19 protein-coding genes are annotated in these 19035 nt (G+C 62.2%); 13 read left to right on the top strand and 6 right to left on the bottom strand.

Annotated features, from left to right (window positions below; all coding sequences use genetic code 11):
* Window positions 1-23 precede the first annotated feature (23 nt).
* Complete coding sequence (locus tag ACQKEN_RS21075; protein WP_073163725.1) at window positions 24-290, bottom strand: BufA1 family periplasmic bufferin-type metallophore; 267 nt, start codon at window positions 288-290, stop codon at window positions 24-26.
* Window positions 291-551: 261 nt separating this feature from the next.
* On the opposite strand from ACQKEN_RS21075, the gene ACQKEN_RS21070 reads away from it, so the two are divergent.
* Both ACQKEN_RS21070 and ACQKEN_RS21065 read left to right on the top strand, forming a co-directional pair.
* Window positions 552-1121, top strand: a complete 570-nt coding sequence (locus tag ACQKEN_RS21070) for a sigma-70 family RNA polymerase sigma factor (protein WP_427688458.1) — start codon at window positions 552-554, stop codon at window positions 1119-1121.
* Window positions 1121-1765, top strand: coding sequence for a DUF1109 domain-containing protein (locus tag ACQKEN_RS21065; RefSeq protein WP_427688457.1), 645 nt, complete (start codon window positions 1121-1123; stop codon window positions 1763-1765). The genes ACQKEN_RS21070 and ACQKEN_RS21065 overlap by 1 nt, the downstream gene beginning before the upstream one ends.
* Window positions 1766-2427: 662 nt before the next feature.
* Here ACQKEN_RS21065 and ACQKEN_RS21060 read toward each other — a convergent pair.
* From ACQKEN_RS21060 to ACQKEN_RS21050, 3 genes are all read right to left on the bottom strand, one after another.
* Entirely contained in the window at window positions 2428-2838 is a 411-nt protein-coding gene (locus ACQKEN_RS21060; RefSeq protein ID WP_133776461.1) for a PA2817 family protein, read from the bottom strand.
* Between the two features lie 64 nt (window positions 2839-2902).
* On the bottom strand, window positions 2903-3106 hold the full coding sequence (locus ACQKEN_RS21055) for a hypothetical protein (RefSeq protein ID WP_427688455.1): 204 nt from the start codon (window positions 3104-3106) through the stop codon (window positions 2903-2905).
* A 202-nt stretch (window positions 3107-3308) separates the two neighbouring features.
* Window positions 3309-5753 (bottom strand): acyl-CoA dehydrogenase, encoded by a 2445-nt coding sequence (locus ACQKEN_RS21050; protein ID WP_427688453.1) that lies wholly within the window; start codon window positions 5751-5753, stop codon window positions 3309-3311.
* A gap of 213 nt (window positions 5754-5966) precedes the next feature.
* Between ACQKEN_RS21050 and ACQKEN_RS21045 the strand changes: the two genes are divergently transcribed.
* From ACQKEN_RS21045 to ACQKEN_RS21035, 3 genes are all read left to right on the top strand, one after another.
* A complete protein-coding gene (locus ACQKEN_RS21045; protein WP_427688451.1) occupies window positions 5967-6590 on the top strand; it encodes a glutathione S-transferase family protein in 624 nt (207 codons plus the stop codon).
* 216 nt (window positions 6591-6806) lie between these two features.
* Window positions 6807-7739 carry an ABC transporter ATP-binding protein gene (locus ACQKEN_RS21040; RefSeq protein ID WP_427688449.1) on the top strand — a complete coding sequence of 311 codons (933 nt, stop codon included), beginning with the start codon at window positions 6807-6809 and terminating at the stop codon, window positions 7737-7739.
* Entirely contained in the window at window positions 7736-8515 is a 780-nt protein-coding gene (locus ACQKEN_RS21035) for an ABC transporter permease (RefSeq protein ID WP_065993104.1), read from the top strand. The genes ACQKEN_RS21040 and ACQKEN_RS21035 overlap by 4 nt, the downstream gene beginning before the upstream one ends.
* Window positions 8516-8680: 165 nt before the next feature.
* On the opposite strand, the gene ACQKEN_RS21030 is transcribed toward ACQKEN_RS21035, so the two are convergent.
* Window positions 8681-9202 carry a DUF2062 domain-containing protein gene (locus ACQKEN_RS21030; protein ID WP_427688447.1) on the bottom strand — a complete coding sequence of 174 codons (522 nt, stop codon included), beginning with the start codon at window positions 9200-9202 and terminating at the stop codon, window positions 8681-8683.
* 153 nt (window positions 9203-9355) lie between these two features.
* Here ACQKEN_RS21030 and ACQKEN_RS21025 point away from each other — a divergent pair, with 153 nt between their 5' ends.
* From ACQKEN_RS21025 to ACQKEN_RS20990, 8 genes are all read left to right on the top strand, one after another.
* A complete protein-coding gene (locus ACQKEN_RS21025; RefSeq protein ID WP_427688445.1) occupies window positions 9356-11572 on the top strand; it encodes a DNA internalization-related competence protein ComEC/Rec2 in 2217 nt (738 codons plus the stop codon).
* Window positions 11573-11656: 84 nt separating this feature from the next.
* Window positions 11657-12331: a MotA/TolQ/ExbB proton channel family protein gene (locus tag ACQKEN_RS21020; RefSeq protein ID WP_172609193.1), complete on the top strand. Its 675-nt coding sequence runs from the start codon at window positions 11657-11659 to the stop codon at window positions 12329-12331.
* Complete coding sequence (locus ACQKEN_RS21015; protein ID WP_427688442.1) at window positions 12328-12759, top strand: ExbD/TolR family protein; 432 nt, start codon at window positions 12328-12330, stop codon at window positions 12757-12759. The genes ACQKEN_RS21020 and ACQKEN_RS21015 overlap by 4 nt, the downstream gene beginning before the upstream one ends.
* A complete protein-coding gene (gene lpxK / locus ACQKEN_RS21010) occupies window positions 12759-13754 on the top strand; it encodes a tetraacyldisaccharide 4'-kinase (protein WP_427688441.1) in 996 nt (331 codons plus the stop codon). Before ACQKEN_RS21015 ends, lpxK begins: the two co-directional genes overlap by 1 nt.
* Window positions 13755-13771: 17 nt before the next feature.
* The gene (locus tag ACQKEN_RS21005) at window positions 13772-13957 is read left to right on the top strand and encodes a Trm112 family protein (RefSeq protein ID WP_003174668.1); all 186 of its coding nucleotides are present in this window, start codon (window positions 13772-13774) and stop codon (window positions 13955-13957) included.
* A complete protein-coding gene (kdsB, locus tag ACQKEN_RS21000) occupies window positions 13954-14718 on the top strand; it encodes a 3-deoxy-manno-octulosonate cytidylyltransferase (protein ID WP_427688439.1) in 765 nt (254 codons plus the stop codon). Before ACQKEN_RS21005 ends, kdsB begins: the two co-directional genes overlap by 4 nt.
* Before the next feature lie 46 nt (window positions 14719-14764).
* Entirely contained in the window at window positions 14765-15784 is a 1020-nt protein-coding gene (gene murB, locus ACQKEN_RS20995; RefSeq protein ID WP_427688437.1) for a UDP-N-acetylmuramate dehydrogenase, read from the top strand.
* Between the two features lie 59 nt (window positions 15785-15843).
* Window positions 15844-16440 (top strand): nucleotidyltransferase family protein, encoded by a 597-nt coding sequence (locus ACQKEN_RS20990; protein WP_427688435.1) that lies wholly within the window; start codon window positions 15844-15846, stop codon window positions 16438-16440.
* 100 nt (window positions 16441-16540) lie between these two features.
* Here ACQKEN_RS20990 and ACQKEN_RS20985 read toward each other — a convergent pair.
* The coding region (locus ACQKEN_RS20985) for a ribonuclease E/G (protein WP_427688433.1) at window positions 16541-19035 on the bottom strand (2495 nt) is incomplete at its 5' end.

The raw sequence follows: 19035 nt of genomic DNA, 5'->3' as shown, positions 1-19035 counted from the left end.
GACGTGTCCCGTGATGTGGCGGGTTACATGGCTTCGAGAGTACCGTGGCCGTTTGGCGTCTTGATCGAGGTGCACGTGCCGGCCGGAACGTTTTTCCACGAGTTGGCCTGGTAGTCGGTCTTCGAAGTGCCAGCACACGTGGTGCCTGCGCCTGCTTTGCAATCGTTCTTGCCCGCCATGGAAACGCCGTAGCACTTCTCCATGGCCGCTGGTTTTTCGGCCGCCATGACGGAACCGGCAGCAACGGAAGACAGGGCGATTGCGATAGCGGCAATATTCATAGTTTTCATGGTCTTTCTCCGAGGATCTGGGTAGTTGGTCGACAGTTCAGCGATTTTTCGCTTTGCTTGCGATCCGTGAAGTAATTCGTCGCCAAATGCCAACCGGTTACAGCGGTCGAAAAAAATATTTGAAATATCGTGAAAGAATTTGCGCCGCGCGGGGTTTCTCAGTTCACTGCCCACCGTGCGTTCAGTCGGTGCGCGCTCGTAACGCGCCTGATGAGAAGAACAATTAAAAAATCTCTAACTGCTGTGTAACCAGGGCGATCGATGGACCGAACTACACATAACGATTCGTTGCGCAGGCGAGAGATCGATCTTCAGACGCTCTTTCTGTCAGGGCTCAAGGGCAATCAGGCTGATTACGCGCGTTTCCTGCGGGAGTTGAGTACGCACCTGCGTGGTTTTCTCAGGGCACGGCTGCTGCGTCAGCCAGATGAAATAGAGGATCTGCTGCAAGAGATTCTGCTGGCGGTGCATAACGGCCGTCAGACCTATCAATCCGATCAGCCGTTGACGGCCTGGGCGTTTGCCATTGCGCGCTACAAGCTGGCTGATTTCTATCGTTCCCGCTCGCGGCACGATGGCCTCAACGATTCCATTGATGACGCCGAGGAGCTGTTTGCCGAGCCCTGTCTGGAACCGGCTCAGGCGAGTCGCGATCTGGACAAGTTGCTCGAAGAACTGCCGGACAAGCAGCGGCTGCCGATCATGCATGTCAAGCTCGAAGGGCTTTCCGTGGCGCAGACAGCGCAATTGACCGGGCTTTCCGAGTCCGCGGTAAAGATTGGCGTGCATCGCGGGCTCAAGGCCCTGGCGGCCATGATCAGAGGTAAATGATGAACACAGACGATCTTGTTTCCATGCTCTCCACCGGGGTCGAACCCGTCGATCCCAAGGCGATCGCCAAGCGTTTCAGCCTGGCGATGCTGATTGGCGGAGTGGGGGCGCTGTTGGTGATCCTGCTGCGCTTCGGCGTACGGGCTGATCTGGCCGAAGTCGCGACGACCCCGATTTTCTGGGCCAAGATCGCCTTTCCCCTGAGCCTGATGGTGGGCGCTTTGCTGATGGTGACGCGCCTGGCTCGTCCCGGCATGAGTGCGGGTGGCGGCAAGCTGTGGGTGACCCTGGGGGTGGCGGCGATCTGGGGCGGCACGTTGTACGGGCTGGCTGTCGCACCTGCAGATGATCGAATCGCTATGGTATTGGGCACAACCTGGAAAGTGTGCGCCTTCAACATCACCGTGCTCTCGGTGCCAGGCTTTGTTGCGGTGTTCTGGGCCTTGCGCGGCCTGGCGCCAACCCGGCCGAAGCTTGCGGGCGCCTGCGGCGGCCTGCTCGCCAGCTCCCTGGCGACGCTTGCCTACTGCCTGCATTGCCCTGAAATGGCCATACCGTTCTGGGGTATCTGGTATTTTCTGGGGATGCTGGTGCCGACCTTGATCGGCGCTGCGATGGGGCCGCGGTGGTTGCGTTGGTCGTGATTGATCACAGCGCTCGGATCGAGCCGGGTCTATTTAAGCAGTATAACCATCGTCCATTTTCGACCCGATACTGACGTCGAGGGCATGGTATTAGATCTTCCCGCCTGTAGAGGTGGTGAAGAATTTGGAAGAGCAGGCCAAGGTGCTCAAACGCGGCACCGGGCCGGGTGTGACAAGTTACCGGAATACGCTGATCCGCCAGCTGGACGGCATGGTCCGGACTATCAGGCGTGACCTCGATCCCAAGCGCAGGATGACGCGGAGCGTCCTGTGCTGCATTCCCACCCAGAGCGTGGGGACGATCACCGCGTCTCACCGTGAAATCGATGGTGCCCAGGCTGGCCTCTTCCCGGCTAAAGCCGGTCCCACGAAAAGTAGCGCGTGCAGTCAGTAGGATCGGCTTCAGCCGGGAAGCCGTTGATCTGTTGTTGATCTTGATCTTTGAACGTAGAGGGTTCGGACACCGCCGAACGCGACTTGGGTGCAGGCTGAACGCAGGTCTCGCGGAGTGGGCCCGGAGTGAAGGAACCCTGACGAAGGAAGGGCCTAACCAGGAGCACAAGCCCTTGGTTACTTGGGGCTTTATCAAGTAAATCGCCGAAGGCGAAACCCGAGGCCGTTAGGCCGACGCTTCTGATCTTGATCTGGATGGCAACCTCAGATCAGTGCTTGGACTCAGACTGCGACATCGCCAACAACTGCTTCTCCTGATTCCAGTCAAACGGCTCCTCGTTCTCCATCGCCTCAAACCGACGCTCCTCCAGCGCCGTATACAAATCAATCTCATCGTCCGGCATGAAATGCAGACAATCGCCCGCGAAAAACCAAAGCAAATCCCGCGGCACCAAATGCGCAATCTGCGGATAACGCTGAATCACCTGACACAACAAATCCTGCCCCAGATACTGACTCTCTATCGGATCAGCCGGCAACAGCGTCAGCAACTCATCGTAACGTTCCAGAAACAGCGCATGACTTTCTTCGGGGACCTGCTCGGCCTCTCCCAGCGCGACCAGGATGCCGCGCAAATGCAGCAGCAGATTCATGATGTGGTCGAGATTGGCGTCGGCCATGATGAAGCCCTCAGAGACAAAAACAGGCGCGGGAGTATAGAGGCCCCCGCCGCCTGCGGCTATCTCAATGCCACAACCCGGCCAGATACCGATGACCTGCTTCGGTAAGCGCGAGATGAGCATAGGTGCGGTCAGGACTGGGCAGTCGGGTGACAAAGCCCATCATCAGAAGAGTTTGCAGGGTTTGGGTCGGCTTGCCGCTGTAGAGATCCTCCCCCGAGGCAATTTCAGAGAGCAGGCAGCGATGAGTCAGGCGTTGGTTAATCATGGTGCGTCCCCTTGGGTTTTTCTTGTTGTTACCAAGGAGTGTAGGACAATTCGCTAGAGCGGTGTATGTAGACGTAAGTCGCGGGGAGCAGGTGCAGGAGCGCGCTTGCCCGCGAAGGTCTCGGTGGGTCTGACTTGTCATCAGCGTCTGTACCTAAGCCATCGCGAGCAAGCTCACTCCTACAGGGGTTTGCCTCAATTAATCAGCGGATTTTGCCTTCAGTGGCGACCAGCTCTTCCTTGTCGAAATCATCCACATCGATCACTTTGCGCCGCGCCGCCTCTGCTGCCCGCAAGGTCTCTGCTTCCGGCACCTGCAGCACGCCTGCATTAAGCGCGGCGTCGATCAGATGCTCACCCCCCGCAGGCTTGACCTGACCGCTTTTCACCGCGTGATGCAGTTTGCTGCGAATCGCCTTGGCGCCGCTGAGCAGGTCGCTCGCGTGCTGCAACGCGCCGACCGGATCCTCGGCGTCGGTCGGGCGATAGCAACCGGCAAGCACCGATTCCAGCGCCGGGTCGCCTTTGGCGCGACCAAGGATCTCCGCTACCTGCGCATCCAGCCTGTCCGATGGCCCTTTGTGACGACGGCCGAACGGGAACACGATTACCCGCAGCAGCCCGCCGAGAACGCGGTTCGGGAAATTGCTCAGCAGCTCATCCAGCGCACGCTCCGACTCACCCAGCGCTTCTTCCATGGACCAGCAAAACAGCGGCGCCAGTGCTTCGGGATAGTCCAGATCGTGGTAACGCTTAAGAGCGGCGGACGCCAGGTACATGTGGCTCAGCACATCGCCCAGGCGCGCCGACAGACGCTCGCGACGTTTCAGTTCGCCGCCCAGCAGCATCATGCTCAGATCCGCCAGCATTGCGAAGGCAGCGGCCTGACGGTTCAGCGCGCGGAAGTACCCCTGACTCAGGCGATCACCCGGCACGCTTTCGAAATGCCCCAGGCCCAGATTCAACACCAGCGTGCTGGCGGCGTTACGCACAGCGAAACCAATGTGCTGCATCAGAAGTCCGTCGAATTCCACCACCGCGCGGTCATGATCCTTACGACCGGCGAGGGCCATTTCCTTCAGCACGAACGGATGGCAGCGGATGGCGCCCTGACCAAAGATCATCAGGTTGCGCGACAGAATGTTTGCGCCTTCCACGGTGATAAAGATCGGCGCGCCTTGCCACGATCGCCCCAGGTAATTGTTCGGGCCCATGATGATGCCCTTGCCGCCGTGCACATCCATCGCGTGGGTGATGCATTCGCGACCGCGCTCGGTCAGGTGGTATTTCAGGATCGCCGACAGCACCGAAGGCTTCTCGCCCAGGTCCACGGCGTTGGCGGTCAGGATGCGCGCGCTGTCCATCAGCCAGGCGTTGCCGCCGATGCGCGCCAGGGATTCCTGAATGCCTTCGAACGCCGCCAGCGGCACGTTGAATTGTTCGCGCACCTGGGTGTACTGCCCGGTGACCAGGCTGGTGAACTTCGCGGCGCCGGTACCGACCGCTGGCAGTGAAATCGAACGGCCGACCGACAGACAATTCATCAGCATCATCCAGCCTTTGCCGAGCATGTCTTTGCCGCCGATCAAGTATTCCAGCGGAATGAACACGTCTTTGCCCGAGTTCGGGCCGTTCATGAACGCCGCGCCCAGTGGCACATGACGGCGACCGATCTCTACACCGGCGGTGTCGGTCGGAATCAGCGCCAAGGTGATGCCCAAATCCGCCTCGTCGCCCAGCAGATGCTCAGGGTCATAGGCCTTGAAAGCGAGGCCGAGCAGGGTGGCGACCGGGCCGAGGGTGATGTAGCGCTTTTCCCAGTTCAGGCGCAGGCCGATGACTTCTTCGCCTTCCCACTGGCCCTTGCAGATGATCCCGGTGTCAGGCATCGCCCCAGCATCGGAGCCGGCCAGCGGGCCGGTCAGTGCGAAGCACGGGATCTCGTCGCCACAGGCCAGGCGTGGCAAATAGTGGTTGCGCTGCTCGTCGGTGCCGTAATGCAGCAGCAGCTCTGCCGGGCCCAGTGAGTTGGGCACCATCACCGTCGAGGCCAGATCGCCGCTGCGGGTCGCCAGCTTCATCGCCACTTGGGAGTGGGCGTAGGCCGAGAAGCCTTTACCGCCGTATTCCTTGGGAATGATCAGCGCGAAGAAACCATGTTCCTTTATATGCGCCCACGCTTGCGGCGGCAGGTCCATGGCCTGGCCGATTTCCCAGTCGCTGACCATGGCGCAGAGTTCTTCGGTCGGGCCATCAAGGAAGGCCTGCTCTTCGTCGGTCAGTTTGCTCTTTGGGTAGCTGAGCAGGGTGTTCCAGTCCGGACGGCCGCTGAACAGCTCGCCATCCCACCACACGGTGCCGGCGTCGATGGCGTCACGCTCGGTGGCGGACATCGGCGGCAGCACTTTCTGAAACCACGCGAACATCGGCGCACTGAAGTGTTTGCGGCGCAGGTCCGGCAGCGCCAGCAGCAAGGCGACCCCCAGCCACAACACCCATGGAATGACCATCCAGCCGTGGGCATGGCTGAACGCGCCCATCGCCAGCAGGTACACCGCGACGATGCCCAGGGCGGGGAAGGGCGCAATTCTGCGATGGGCCAGCCAGGCCACGCCAACCACCAACACTACGATCCACAGCAACAACATAAACAGCCCTCCATGATGACGGCGCGATAAGCGCGACCGGCTGCGCAGTCGACCGCTCTGGCCCGCGCATCGATAGTGACCCCGTGCTACCAAGGGAGTTCGGGGGCTGGCCGATGCGCAGGAAGTTGTGGCTTGAACACCCGCATCCCGGAGTAGACTGTGGCCCGCCGCAAACGCCACTCATCGATCGTTGACCACACGGAGAATGACAACATGTTGAAGATCTGGGGCCGCAAGAACTCGTCCAATGTGCGCAAGGCATTGTGGATCGCCGAGGAACTGGGGCTGGAATACGAGTCGCTGAATGCCGGCGGCGCCTTCGGTGTCAACGATCAGCCCGAGTACCTGGCGAAGAACCCCAACGGTGTGGTGCCGATGATCGAAGACGGCGAGTTCGTGCTATGGGAGTCCAACACCATCGTTCGCTACCTGGCCGCGCAATACGCGCCGGACTCGGCTCTCTATCCGGCCAGCCCCAAGGCGCGTGCCCAGGCCGAGAAGTGGATGGACTGGACCACGTCGACGCTGGCCGGCCCCTTCCGGCCGGTGTTCTGGGGCGTGTTGCGCACCCCAGCCGACAAACAGGACTGGACGCAGATCAACGCGGCTATAGCTGACGTCGAGCGCCTGCTGGTCATCGTCGACGCAGCACTGGCCCGTCAGCCGTACCTCTCGGGCGATGAATTCGGCATGGGCGACATTCCCCTCGGCTGCTTCGCTTACCCCTGGTTCGAAATGCCGATTGAACGTCGCGAGCTGCCCCACCTCAAAGCCTGGTACGAACGTTTGCAACAGCGTCCGGCGTATCGAAAGGCCGTCATGACCGCGCTGACCTGAGTTCAGCCCGTGTCGGGTTAATACTGACTATCAATCGATGTCGCTGTACTTGGGCGGCATCGGCACGCAACATTGCGGCCACTGCGTTTGTAGCCTTGTGTTGTGCCTGATATCCCAGCTGCGCGGCGCGGTAAATGTCAGCGCGCCTATCAACCCGGCAACTGCACGCTCGTATTCGTTTATCTTCCTTTTCATTTTATTGGTGTGTGTTCAGTCATGAGTTCAGCTCTGTCAATCCGGCAGCTAACCAAGACCTACGGCAACGGTTTCCAGGCCCTCAAGGGCATTGATCTGGACGTCGCCGAGGGTGATTTTTTCGCATTGCTCGGCCCCAACGGCGCCGGCAAATCCACCACCATCGGGATCATCTCGACCCTGGTCAACAAGACCAGCGGCACGGTGAACATTTTCGGCCACGACCTCGATACCAATCCGGCGCAGCTCAAACGCTCAATCGGCGTGGTGCCGCAGGAATTCAATTTCAACCAGTTCGAGAAGACCTTCGACATCGTCGTGACCCAGGCGGGCTATTACGGCATTCCGCCGAAGATCGCCAAGGAGCGCGCCGAGCAATACCTGACCCAGCTGGGCTTGTGGGACAAGCGCGATTCGCCGTCACGTTCCTTGTCCGGCGGCATGAAGCGCCGCCTGATGATCGCCCGCGCACTGATTCACGAGCCGCGTCTGTTAATCCTCGACGAGCCTACTGCCGGCGTTGATATCGAGCTGCGTCGTTCGATGTGGACCTTCCTCACCGAGCTGAACGAGAAGGGCATCACCATCATCCTCACCACTCATTACCTGGAGGAGGCGGAGCAGCTGTGCCGCAACATCGGCATCATCGATCACGGCACGATCATCGAAAACACCAGCATGAAGACCCTGCTCAACAAGCTGCACGTTGAGACCTTCCTGCTGGACCTGCGCGATCCGCTGCAGGCCGCGCCTCAGCTCAACGGTTATCCGGTGAAGCGGGTGGATAACCAGACGCTTGAGGTGCAGGTCGATAAAACCATCGGCATCACGTCGCTGTTCAGTCAGTTGTCGCTGCAGAACATTCAGGTGCTGAGCCTGCGCAATAAAACCAATCGTCTTGAGGAATTGTTCGTGGGTCTGGTCGAGAAGAATCTGGCGAAGGTGGCGATATGAGCTCGGAGCTGCGCCCCAACCTGATCGCCCTGAACACCATTGTTTATCGTGAGGTCCGGCGTTTCATGCGGATCTGGCCGCAGACCCTGCTGCCGCCGGCGATCACCATGGTTCTGTACTTCGTGATCTTCGGCAACCTGATCGGCCGGCAGATCGGCGACATGGGTGGCTTCACCTACATGCAGTACATCGTGCCCGGCCTGATCATGATGTCGGTGATCACCAACTCCTACGGCAACGTGGTCTCGAGCTTCTTCGGTGCCAAGTTCCAGCGCTCGGTGGAAGAGCTGATGGTCTCGCCGGTGTCGCCGCACACCATTCTGATCGGCTACACCATCGGCGGCGTGCTGCGCGGGCTGGCGGTGGGGGTGATCGTCACGATGCTGTCGATGTTCTTCACCGACCTGCAGGTGCATCACCTGGGCATCACCATCATTGTGGTACTGCTGACCGCGACGATCTTCTCGCTGCTGGGCTTCATCAACGCTGTGTTTGCGCGCAATTTCGATGATATCTCGATCATCCCGACCTTCGTGCTGACGCCGTTGACCTACCTGGGCGGGGTGTTCTATTCGATCAACTTGCTGCCGCCGTTCTGGCAGACCGTGTCGCTGGCCAACCCGGTGCTGCACATGGTCAACGCGTTTCGCTTCGGGATCCTTGGTGTGTCGGACATCAAAATCAGCATCGCCCTGGCGTTCATGGTCGTCGCGACCATCGTGCTGTACCTGGGCTGCGCGCGATTGCTGGTGAGCGGGCGCGGGATGCGTCAGTAACGGATTTCAGAACGATGTAAGATCATTCCCACGCTCTGCGTGGCAACGCCGCCCCAAACGCTCTGCGTTGACTGTAACGCAGAGCGTCAAACGGGCCATTACCACTCGGAGCGTGGGAACGATCATGCACCTGACTGGCCGCAACGATCCGCTGACAACCTCTTCCTAACCTGCCTTCCGCCGCACCCGACGCGCCTTCCACTGCCGTCCGACCCACCAGCGCCAGTAGGCCATCGTCCCGAAATACCCCGCCACCCCCAGCACAATCCCCGCCACCACCGATCCCAGCAAGAACGGCTGCCACAAGGTGGAGAGCTGCCCGCTGATCCAGTCCCAGCTCAGTTCGTCCGGGAAATGCCGCGGCGGCAAGCCCATCAGCAGCGCGCCGATCTTATAGGTGCAATAGAACACCGGCGGCATCGTCAGCGGGTTGGTCAGCCAGCACAGACTGACAGCGATCGGCATGTTGGCCCGGACCCAGATCGCCAACACAGCGGCCAGCAGCATCTGCAACGGCATCGGCATCAAAGCGGCGAACAGCCCGATCCCCATCGCGCGTGCCACGGAATGTCGATTGAGGTGCCAGAGGTTGGGGTCGTGCAGAAGTGAGCCAAGAAAGCGTAAGGATTTATGTTCCCGGATGCTGTTCGGATCGGGCATGTACCGCTTGATCAGGTGGCGTGGCATACGGGAATCCGGCGAGGAGGGCGGGAAATTCGGGGAAGTATGCACGGATAGTCGCAAACGCAAATTCAGACTTTGTGACAATTAATAAGCGCGCATGCCGGGGCATCGACTAAGCCATGGAAGTCGATTTCGCCCGCAGACAAGGAAAGCCTCATGCGCACAGGGATGCTCGCCCTCGCACTCGGATTGCTGACGCTACGTTTTTTGCCCGTATTACCGCCGGTCTGGTTGCTGCTGGCGATGCCCATGGTGGCGCTGATGCTGCTGCCGTTTCGCACCTACCCTCTGGCGTTTTATCTGTTCGGGCTGACCTGGGCCTGTGTCTCGGCGTCGTCGGCGCTGGATGATCGACTGGCCGAGCGTCTCGACGGACAGACCCTCTGGCTGGAAGGGCGCGTGGTCGGGCTGCCGCAGACCCTCGACGGCGTGGTGCGGTTTCAGCTGGATGATCCCGTATCACGACGCGAGCGGTTGCCCGAACAGATCCGCATTGGCTGGTACGGCGGTCCGCCGGTCGGCAGCGGCGAGCGCTGGCGTCTGGCGGTCAAGCTCAAACGCCCCGGTGGGCTGGTCAATCCCGGCGCGTTCGATTACCAGGCGTGGCTGCTGGCCCAGCGCATTGGCGCCACCGGCACGGTGGTGGACGGCCAGTTGCTGGAGCCGGCGCGGGGCAACTGGCGCGACGGCATCCGTCAGCGCCTGCTCAGTGTGGATGCCCAGGGCCGACAGGGCGGGCTGGCTGCTTTGGTGCTGGGTGACGATTCCGGACTAAGCACCGCCGACTGGCAGGTCCTGCAGGACACCGGCACCGTTCATTTACTGGTCATCTCCGGGACGCACATCGGCTTGCTCGCCGGCCTGCTCTACGGCCTCGTTGCCGGCCTGGCTCGCTGGGGCGCGTGGCCGCCGTTTCTGCCCTGGCTGCCCTCGGCGTGCATCGCGGCGTTCGCGGGTGCACTGGCCTATGGCGTGCTGGCGGGCTTGGAAGTGCCGGTGCAGCGAGCCCTCATCATGCTGGGTCTGGTGCTGCTCTGGCGTCTGCGCTTCCGCCATCTGGGCACAACGTGGCCGCTGTTGCTGGCGCTGAATCTGGTGCTGATCGCCGAGCCGTTGATCTCCCTGCGCCCCGGTTTCTGGCTGTCGTTTCTGGCCGTCGCGATCTTGATGCTGATCTTCAGCGGTCGCCTCGGGCGTTGGAGCTGGCTGCAGAGCTGGACCCGCGCACAGTGGCTGATCGCGGTGGGGCTGTTGCCGGTGCTGCTGGCGCTGAACCTGCCAGTGAGCGTGAGCGGCCCCGTCGTCAATCTGCTCGCCGTGCCGTGGGTAAGCCTGCTGATATTGCCGCTGGCGTTGCTCGGCACGCTGCTGCTGGCGATCCCGCCCATCGGCGAAAGGCTGTTATGGCTGGCGGGCGGTTCGATGGACGGGTTGTTTCGCTGGCTGGCGTTCATGGCCGATCTCGCCCCCGCATGGACCGGCCCCCACGTGCCAGTGTGGGTCTGGCCCTTGAGCCTGCTCGGCGCGTTGCTGCTGTTGCTGCCCAAAGGCCTGCCGATGCGCCCTTTGGGCTGGCCGTTGCTGTTGCTGTGCCTCTTCCCGCCGCAGAAAAGCGTGCCCGTCGGGCAAGTCGAAGTGCTGCAACTGGACGTGGGGCAGGGCCTGGCCATTCTGCTGCGCACCCGCGACCACGCCCTGCTGTATGACGCGGGGCCGCGTTTCGGTGATTTCGATATCGGTGAGCGCGTGGTCTTGCCGGCCATTCGCCGCACCGGAGTCAGACAGCTGGATACGCTGCTGCTCAGTCATGCCGACTCCGACCACGCCGGTGGCGCTGCGGCTGTTCGCAAGGGCCTGCCAGTTGAACGCGTGCTGGCGGGCGACGTAGGGCGCATGCCTGCCGAACTGTCGGCCGAACCCTGCCGTAACGGGGAAACCTGGACGTGGGATGAAGTCGTTTTTTCCACCTGGAGTTGGGAGCACGCCGCCGAGGGCAATCAGGCCTCCTGCGTGCTCAGCGTCGAGGCCAATGGCGAGCGGCTGTTGCTCACCGGTGATATCGACGTGCCGGCGGAACGCGCGATGATCGAGGACAGCTTCAACGTCAGCGCCCACTGGCTGCAATCCCCCCACCACGGCAGCCGCAGCTCATCGTCCCGGGCGTTTCTGCGCGCCGTCGGTGCGCGCGGCGTGCTGATTTCCCGAGGCCGTAATAATGCGTTCGGTCATCCCCATCCTCTGGTGATGTCGCGGTACGCGTGGTCAGGGATGGCGATTCACGACAGCGCCGAACTGGGCGCCATCACCCTGCAATTGGGCGCCTACGAAGATGCCCGGGCTGAACGTAGGACACGACGCTTCTGGCGTGACTGAAAGGGATGGTTATTCATCGACACGTTCGGCGAGGCGCCGACGCTATGTTAGAGTGGCGCCACTTTTTTTCAGGGGGTGGTCGCTGTGTGGGAGCTGGTCAAATCAGGTGGCTGGATGATGCTACCGATCATTTTGAGTTCCATCGCCGCCGTCGGAATCATCATTGAACGCCTCTGGACCCTGCGCGCCAGTCGCATCACGCCGCCGCATTTGCTCGGCCAGGTGTGGCGCTGGATTCAGGACAAGCAGCTGAGCGCCGAGAAGCTCAAGGAGCTACGCGCCGACTCGCCGCTGGGTGAAATCCTCGCCGCCGGTCTGGCCAATTCCCGTCATGGTCGCGAGATCATGAAGGAGTGCATCGAGGAAGCCGCGGCCCGGGTCATTCACGAGCTCGAGCGCTACCTGGCAACACTCGGCACCATCGCTGCCATGGCGCCATTGCTGGGTCTGCTGGGTACCGTCCTCGGAATGATCGATATCTTCAGCTCATTCACCAGCAGCGGCATGACCGGCAACGCCGGCATGCTCGCCGGCGGTATCGGCAAGGCGCTGATCTGCACCGCCTCGGGCCTGACCGTTGCGATTCCCGCGATTTTCTTCCATCGCTACCTGCAAACCCGTGTCGATGAGCTGGTGGTCGGCATGGAACAGGAAGCCATCAAACTGGTTGAAGTCGTGCAGGGCGACCGTGACGTCGACCTTACCGACGCCAAGCCCGACATCAAGGCCGCCGCACGTGGCGAGGGCAAGAAGAAGTGAAATTCCGCCGTCGCAAGCCCAGGGATACCATCGACATCAATCTGGTGTCGCTGATCGACGTGGTGTTCATCCTCCTGCTGTTCTTTGTCGTGACCACCACGTTCACCCGGGAAACCCAGCTGCGCGTCGACCTGCCCCAAGCGGTGACCGGCGCTTCGGCCGATGACGTCGACAAAAAACACCTCGACATCACCATCAATGCCGACGGCGTTTATTCGGTGAACAACACGTTGCTGGGCGACAGCAAACTGGAAACCCTCATTGATGCCCTGCAGAAGGAATCCGAGGGCGACACCAGTCTGCCGCTGTCGATCAGCGCCGACGGCAAGACCCCCCATCAGGCGGTGATTACCGCCATGGATGCCGCCGGCAAACTCGGTTTCGCTCATTTGCGCATGACCACCGTCGAGGCCGCATCGGCGAACTGATGGCATTCACCGACCGACTGCTCGACGCCTGGTACAAAGGCCACCCGGCGCTGGTGCTGCTGCGCCCGCTCGAATGCCTGTACCGGCGCGTGGTGAACCGCAAGCGCGCGCGTTTTCTCGCAGGGCAGGGCAACAGCTATAAAGCGCCCGTTCCGGTCGTGGTCGTCGGCAATATCACCATTGGCGGCACCGGCAAGACGCCGCTGATTCTCTGGATGATCGACCATTGCCGGGCGCGCGGGCTGCGCGTCGGTGTGGTCAGCCGGGGTTACGGCGCCAAGCCGCCGAGCCTGCCCTGGCGCGTACTGCCGCAACAGCCCGCCGAGCACGCGGGCGATGAGCCCCTGCTGATCGTCAATCGTACCGGTGTGCCGCTGATGATCGACCCGGAACGCTCGCAAGCCGTGCGCGCCTTGCTGGCTGAAGAGCCCATCGATCTCATTCTTTCCGACGACGGCCTGCAGCACTATCGCCTGAATCGCGACCTCGAACTGGTGCTGATCGATGCCGTTCGCGGGCTTGGCAATCGCCGCTGCCTGCCGGCAGGCCCGCTGCGCGAACCGGTCGAGCGGCTGCAGAGCGTTGATGCGCTGCTGTACAACGGCGCGGGCGCGGATCGCGACGACGGCTTCGGGTTTCAGCTCAAGCCCTCGGCGCTGGTCAATCTGGTCACTGGTGAACGCCGCCCGGTCGATCATTTCCCGCCCGGTCAACAGGTGCACGCGGTGGCGGGCATCGGTAATCCGCAACGTTTCTTCAACACCCTCGAAGGACTACACTGGCGGCCTGTTCCACATGCGTTCGCCGACCACGCCGTGTTCGGTGCCCAGGCCCTGTCGTTTACCCCGGCATTGCCCGTGGTCATGACCGAGAAGGACGCCGTCAAATGCGCGTCCTTCGCCGCACCGGACTGGTGGTACCTGACCGTCGAAGCCGTGCCTTCGCCGGCGTTCGTCAGTTGGTTCGATTCGCAGTTAACCCGTCTTTTGCCATGACTCGCTCAGGATCTCTTATGGACACCAAATTGCTCGACATTCTTGCCTGCCCGATCTGCAAGGGTCCGCTCAAGCTCAGCGCTGACAAAACCGAGCTGATCAGCAAAGGCGCCGGCCTTGCCTATCCGATTCGCGACGGCATCCCGGTAATGCTGGAAAGCGAAGCGCGCACCCTCACCACCGACGAGCGTCTGGACAAATGACCGCAGCGTTTACCGTTGTCATTCCGGCGCGCTACGGGTCGAGTCGCTTTCCGGGCAAGCCGCTGAAAACCATCGCCGGGAAGCCGATGATCCAGCACGTCTGGGAACAGGCGCGCAAAAGCAGCGCGGAGCGTGTGGTGGTTGCCACTGATGATCAGCGCATCGTCGAGGCCTGCCAGGCGTTCGGCGCCGAAGTGCTGATGACCCGCGACGATCACAATTCCGGCACCGACCGCCTGGCTGAAGTCGCCGCCAAGCTGGGTCTGGCCGACAACGCCATCGTGGTCAACGTCCAGGGCGATGAGCCGATGATCCCGCCCGCCGTGATCGATCAGGTCGCCGACAACCTCGCCGCGCACCCTGAAGCGCGGATATCGACCCTTGCCGAGCCAATCGAGGACGTGGCATCGCTGTTCAATCCCAACGTGGTCAAGGTCTGCTCGGACCTCAACGGCCTGGCGCTGACCTTCAGCCGCGCGCCGCTCCCCTGGGCTCGCGATGCGCTGGCGAAGACCCGCGACGAGCTGCCGGAAGGCGTACCGTATCGCCGCCATATCGGCATTTATGCCTACCGCTCCGGGTTCCTGCACGACTTCGTCAGTTGGGGGCCATGCTGGCTGGAAAACACCGAAAACCTCGAGCAATTGCGTGCGCTGTGGCACGGCGTGCGCATTCATGTGGCCGATGCCCTTGAAGCGCCACCGGCCGGCGTCGACACCGCTGAAGACCTGGAACGCGTTCGTCGTCTGCTGGAGGGTTGATGAGCATGGCTCCGGTCGTTCTTCCACTGTTTTCGCGGATGCACCCATGACGCTGAATGTGCAGCACGACGTGTCCCTCAAGCCCTACAACACGTTCGGCGTGGTGGTTCGCGCCCGGCGTTTTGCCGAGGCGTTCAACGACGACGACGTGCGCGAGGCTCTCGCGTATTCGGCCAGCCACGATGTGCCACTGATGGTCATCGGTGGCGGCAGTAATCTGCTGCTGACCCGTGATGTCGATGCCCTCGTGTTGCGCATGGCCAGCCGTGGCATCCGCATCACCCACGAGGATTGCGGCGGCGCCATTGTTGAGGCGGAGGCGGGGGAGCCCTGGCATCCTTTCGTGCTGGACACGCTCGCCCAGGGCCTGGCCGGGCTGGAGAACCTCAGCCTGATACCCGGCACCGTCGGCGCCGCACCAATGCAAAACATCGGCGCTTACGGCGTTGAGCTCAAGGATGTTTTCCACAGCCTGACCGCGATCGATCGACACAGCGGCGAGCTGCGGGAATTTGCCCTGGCCGACTGCGAGTTCGGCTACCGCGACAGCCTGTTCAAGCATCAGCCCAACCGCTGGCTGATCCTGCGGGTTCGCTTCAAGCTCAGTTACTCGGCGACCCTTCATCTCGATTACGGTCCGGTGCGTCAGCGGCTGGAAGAGCAGGGCATCAAAGAACCTTCGCCGATGCACGTGAGCCGGGCGATCTGCGCCATTCGCAGCGAAAAACTGCCGGACCCCGCGACGCTGGGCAATGCAGGGAGTTTCTTCAAGAATCCGCTGGTGTCCGCCGATCGTGTGGCTGTCATCAAACTCACGCACCCTGGTGTGGTCGGCTACCCTCAGGCCGATGGCCAGGTAAAGCTGGCGGCCGGCTGGTTGATCGAGCAGGCGGGCTGGAAGGGTTTTCGTGATGGCGACGCCGGGGTTCATGCGCTGCAATCGCTGGTGCTGGTCAATTATGGCGAGGCATCGGGCGGCCAATTGCTCGGCCTCGCGCAACGGATTCAGGCGGACATCCTGGAGCGCTTCGGTGTTGCGCTGGAAATGGAACCCAACCTTTATTGACCGGCTGCGTCCTCTTCCGGTTTGAGCTTCACTTGGCCTGTACTCAGTGAGGGTTGAGCATGAGTGAAACCCTGTGTGCCATCGTGCTGGCAGCGGGCCTCGGGAGTCGTTATCGAGCGGTTGCCGGTCACCACCGCAACAAGCTGCTGGCGCAATGCATCGGGCGTGACGGTGCGGAGCGATCGGTGCTGGAGCAGGTGCTCGCCCACGTAAGACCTCTCAGCGATAAGACCGTCCTTCTGACCCGATCCGACTATTGCAGCGTGGCCGAGTTGGGTTTGCGCCACGGCTGCGAAGTGGTAGTGCTGGATTCCCCCGGCATGGGCGACAGTATTGCCGCGGCCGTTTCGGCCGAGCCAGCCCATTGCGGCTGGTTGATTGCATTGGGCGACATGCCCTTCATCCATGCTGACACCCTTGAGCGCATGGCCCGCTCGGTGGAGGACGACGCCATCAGCGTACCGGTCCATGGTGGGCGGTATGGTCACCCCGTCGCTTTTGGTCGTGCGTTCGGGCCGGCGCTCATGGCGCTGGCCGGGGAGAAGGGCGCCAAAAGGCTTTTCCAGGGCGCGCGGATCAAGGAGATCGAGGTCGACGACCCAGGCGTGTTGTGGGACGTGGACGTGCCTGCTGCGTTGACCTTCCAACCGCGCTGATTCTCAGTCAAGCCCGACCGCGCTAATTGTCACACCCTGACCGCCAGGCATAAAAAAGCCCCACCTGCTCACACAGGTGGGGCTTTTTGGTTACAGCCGATTAAACGAGCGGTTTAGGCTCATCCGAGGCTTGCGCCTCTTTCTGCTGACGCTCGGCTTCCAGACGACGGCGGCGCACTTCACGAGGATCGTTCGGTGCACGGCCATTACTGGCAACCGGCAGCGCAGGCGCCTCTTCTTTGGCTGGTTCTGCAACCGGCGCCTGAGGAGGTTCAACAGCGACTGGGGCAGCGACGATTTCCGGCGCTGCGGTCTGATCGGCTGCTTCCACGGCTGGCGCGATGACCGGTTCAGCCGCCACTGGCTGCTGAGCAACCGGTTCGACGACTTTCGGTGCTTCGATTTCCGGCGCCTTGGCTTGCTCTGGCTCTGCAGCCTGAGCCGGTTCAGTGATCTGAACGAGCTCGGGTGCTTTGGCAGGCTCGGCAGCCTGAACAGGCTCAGCCGCTTTAACAGGCTCAACGACGTGAACCGGCTCGGCGACGGCCACTTCAACCGCCTCATGCACCAGCGCAGGAGTCGGCATGAAAGCCGGGGCTTCGACAACCGCTGGCGCTTCAACAGCGACCGGAGTCTCGGCACTCGCTGGCGCGTCGGTCGATTCGGCTTCAGCGGCTGCTTTCACCTGACGTTCGAACGGGCTCAACGAGGCGTCGAATGTGGCCACTTCCACTTCCGGCATCACCGAACGCTTGGCTTCAGGCGCAGGGGTTTCGACGAGCGGCGCTTCTGGCGCTGCGTCGTACGCCTGAGCGACCGGCGCTGCTTCAGTCGCGCTGGCTTCAACGGCCGTGTTGGCACGTTCAGCCTGGCGGTGGGCATCGGCTTCGGCGGTGGCACTGATGACGCGCTCGGCTACAGCAGCAACGCTTGCACCGGCGGCGACATCACCACGGTCGGCGTTCGCGTGCACTTCGTCATGGGACTCATGACCGTGCTCGTTGCCTTCGCCGTCATTGGCTTCAGAACCTTCTGAACCCTCGACGCCTTCGCTGCCTTCGATTTCATTGCCATTGGCATCACGCTGACGCTCGCGACGGTTGCTGCGACGACGCTGACCGCGTGAACGACGACGAGGGCGATCGCCTTCGGCGTGCTCCTGGTTGTCATCCTGTTGCTCTTCGGTGGTCAGCAGGGTTTCGTCTTCGGCAGCGACCGCAGCCTGTTCAACGCGTGGTTGACGCTCTTCACGCGGCGCACGTGGCTGACGCTCTTCACGCGGGGCGCGCTCAGGGCGTTCTTCGCGGGGCAGGTTGACAGCCGGTGCGGCGTCGATCGGCTCACGCAGTTCACGCACACGCTCTTCACGAGGCTTGCGGTCTTCACGCCCAGCACGTGGCTGACGCTCTTCCCGTGGCGCACGGGCCGGGCGCTCTTCGCGCGGTGCAGTGGTTTCGTCACGGGTTTCACGCGGCTCGCGCGGTGCACGCTCTTCACGAGGCGCGCGCTCCTCGCGTGGGGCCCGTTCTTCACGGGGTGCGCGTTCTTCGCGATCGGCACGCGGGGCACGTTCTTCACGCGGCTTGCGTTCTTCGTCGCGACGGCCGTTGCGGCTGCGGCTCTGCTGACGGCCATTACGGCGCTCGTCGTTGCGTGCAGGGCGCTCCGTAGCCGGTTTTTCGACCACAGCGGCAGGCGCGGCAGCAGCAGGCTCTTCCTTGGAAGCGAACAGGCTGACAAGCGATTTCACCAGGCCCTTGAACAGGCTTGGCTCATGGGCGGCCGGTGCAGGCGCAGCGGCAACCGGCGCAGCGGCTTCAACCGGAACCGGTGCGTTGGCGCGGGCCGGGGCGGTCTTGACCGCTGCTTCCTGGCGAACCAGGGTGCGGGTAGCGGCGGCAGGCGGTGCAACCTCTTCCACTTCAGCAGCAGCGGCAGCGATTTCATAGCTGGTCTGCAGGCTGTGGGCTTCCGGACTGTCATCACGCAGACGCTGCACTTCGAAGTGCGGCGTTTCGAGATGGTCGTTCGGCAGGATGATGATGCGCGCGCGGGTGCGCAGTTCGATCTTGGTGATCGAGTTGCGTTTTTCGTTGAGCAGGAACGCAGCGACCGGGATCGGCACTTGAGCGCGCACTTCGGCAGTGCGGTCTTTCAGCGCTTCTTCTTCGATCAGGCGCAGGATCGCCAGGGACAGCGATTCAACGTCACGGATGATGCCGGTGCCGTTGCAACGCGGGCAGACAATGCCGCTGCTCTCGCCCAGGGAGGGGCGCAGACGCTGACGGGACATTTCCAGCAGGCCGAAACGCGAGATGCGACCGACCTGAACGCGGGCACGGTCGGCCTCAAGGCTTTCACGGACCTTTTCTTCCACGGCGCGCTGGTTCTTGGCCGGGGTCATGTCGATGAAGTCGATGACGATCAGGCCGCCGATGTCGCGCAGACGCAGTTGACGGGCGATTTCCTCAGCCGCTTCAAGGTTGGTCTGCAGGGCGGTCGCTTCGATGTCGGCGGCTTTCACGGTGGCGTCGGCCTCGACAATCCGCGCGTCGCGTTCGGCGGCAGAGCGGATCTGCGCCGCCTCGCGCTTGC

It is taken from the genome of Pseudomonas sp. NPDC078416 (assembly GCF_050268485.1).
Lineage (GTDB): Bacteria > Pseudomonadota > Gammaproteobacteria > Pseudomonadales > Pseudomonadaceae > Aquipseudomonas.
Note: the sequence above shows the minus strand (reverse complement) of the source record. Positions and strands in the feature narration are given on the sequence as shown.

What these genes read in the sequence shown, in the direction of transcription:
- ACQKEN_RS21075 (WP_073163725.1), bottom strand. Translation starts at nt 290, where the DNA reads ATGAAAACTATGAATATTGCCGCTATCGCAATCGCCCTGTCTTCCGTT.
- ACQKEN_RS21070 (WP_427688458.1), top strand. Translation starts at nt 552, where the DNA reads ATGGACCGAACTACACATAACGATTCGTTGCGCAGGCGAGAGATCGAT.
- ACQKEN_RS21065 (WP_427688457.1), top strand. Translation starts at nt 1,121, where the DNA reads ATGAACACAGACGATCTTGTTTCCATGCTCTCCACCGGGGTCGAACCC.
- ACQKEN_RS21060 (WP_133776461.1), bottom strand. Translation starts at nt 2,838, where the DNA reads ATGGCCGACGCCAATCTCGACCACATCATGAATCTGCTGCTGCATTTG.
- ACQKEN_RS21055 (WP_427688455.1), bottom strand. Translation starts at nt 3,106, where the DNA reads ATGATTAACCAACGCCTGACTCATCGCTGCCTGCTCTCTGAAATTGCC.
- ACQKEN_RS21050 (WP_427688453.1), bottom strand. Translation starts at nt 5,753, where the DNA reads ATGTTGTTGCTGTGGATCGTAGTGTTGGTGGTTGGCGTGGCCTGGCTG.
- ACQKEN_RS21045 (WP_427688451.1), top strand. Translation starts at nt 5,967, where the DNA reads ATGTTGAAGATCTGGGGCCGCAAGAACTCGTCCAATGTGCGCAAGGCA.
- ACQKEN_RS21040 (WP_427688449.1), top strand. Translation starts at nt 6,807, where the DNA reads ATGAGTTCAGCTCTGTCAATCCGGCAGCTAACCAAGACCTACGGCAAC.
- ACQKEN_RS21035 (WP_065993104.1), top strand. Translation starts at nt 7,736, where the DNA reads ATGAGCTCGGAGCTGCGCCCCAACCTGATCGCCCTGAACACCATTGTT.
- ACQKEN_RS21030 (WP_427688447.1), bottom strand. Translation starts at nt 9,202, where the DNA reads ATGCCACGCCACCTGATCAAGCGGTACATGCCCGATCCGAACAGCATC.
- ACQKEN_RS21025 (WP_427688445.1), top strand. Translation starts at nt 9,356, where the DNA reads ATGCGCACAGGGATGCTCGCCCTCGCACTCGGATTGCTGACGCTACGT.
- lpxK (WP_427688441.1), top strand. Translation starts at nt 12,759, where the DNA reads ATGGCATTCACCGACCGACTGCTCGACGCCTGGTACAAAGGCCACCCG.
- ACQKEN_RS21005 (WP_003174668.1), top strand. Translation starts at nt 13,772, where the DNA reads ATGGACACCAAATTGCTCGACATTCTTGCCTGCCCGATCTGCAAGGGT.
- kdsB (WP_427688439.1), top strand. Translation starts at nt 13,954, where the DNA reads ATGACCGCAGCGTTTACCGTTGTCATTCCGGCGCGCTACGGGTCGAGT.
- murB (WP_427688437.1), top strand. Translation starts at nt 14,765, where the DNA reads ATGACGCTGAATGTGCAGCACGACGTGTCCCTCAAGCCCTACAACACG.
- ACQKEN_RS20990 (WP_427688435.1), top strand. Translation starts at nt 15,844, where the DNA reads ATGAGTGAAACCCTGTGTGCCATCGTGCTGGCAGCGGGCCTCGGGAGT.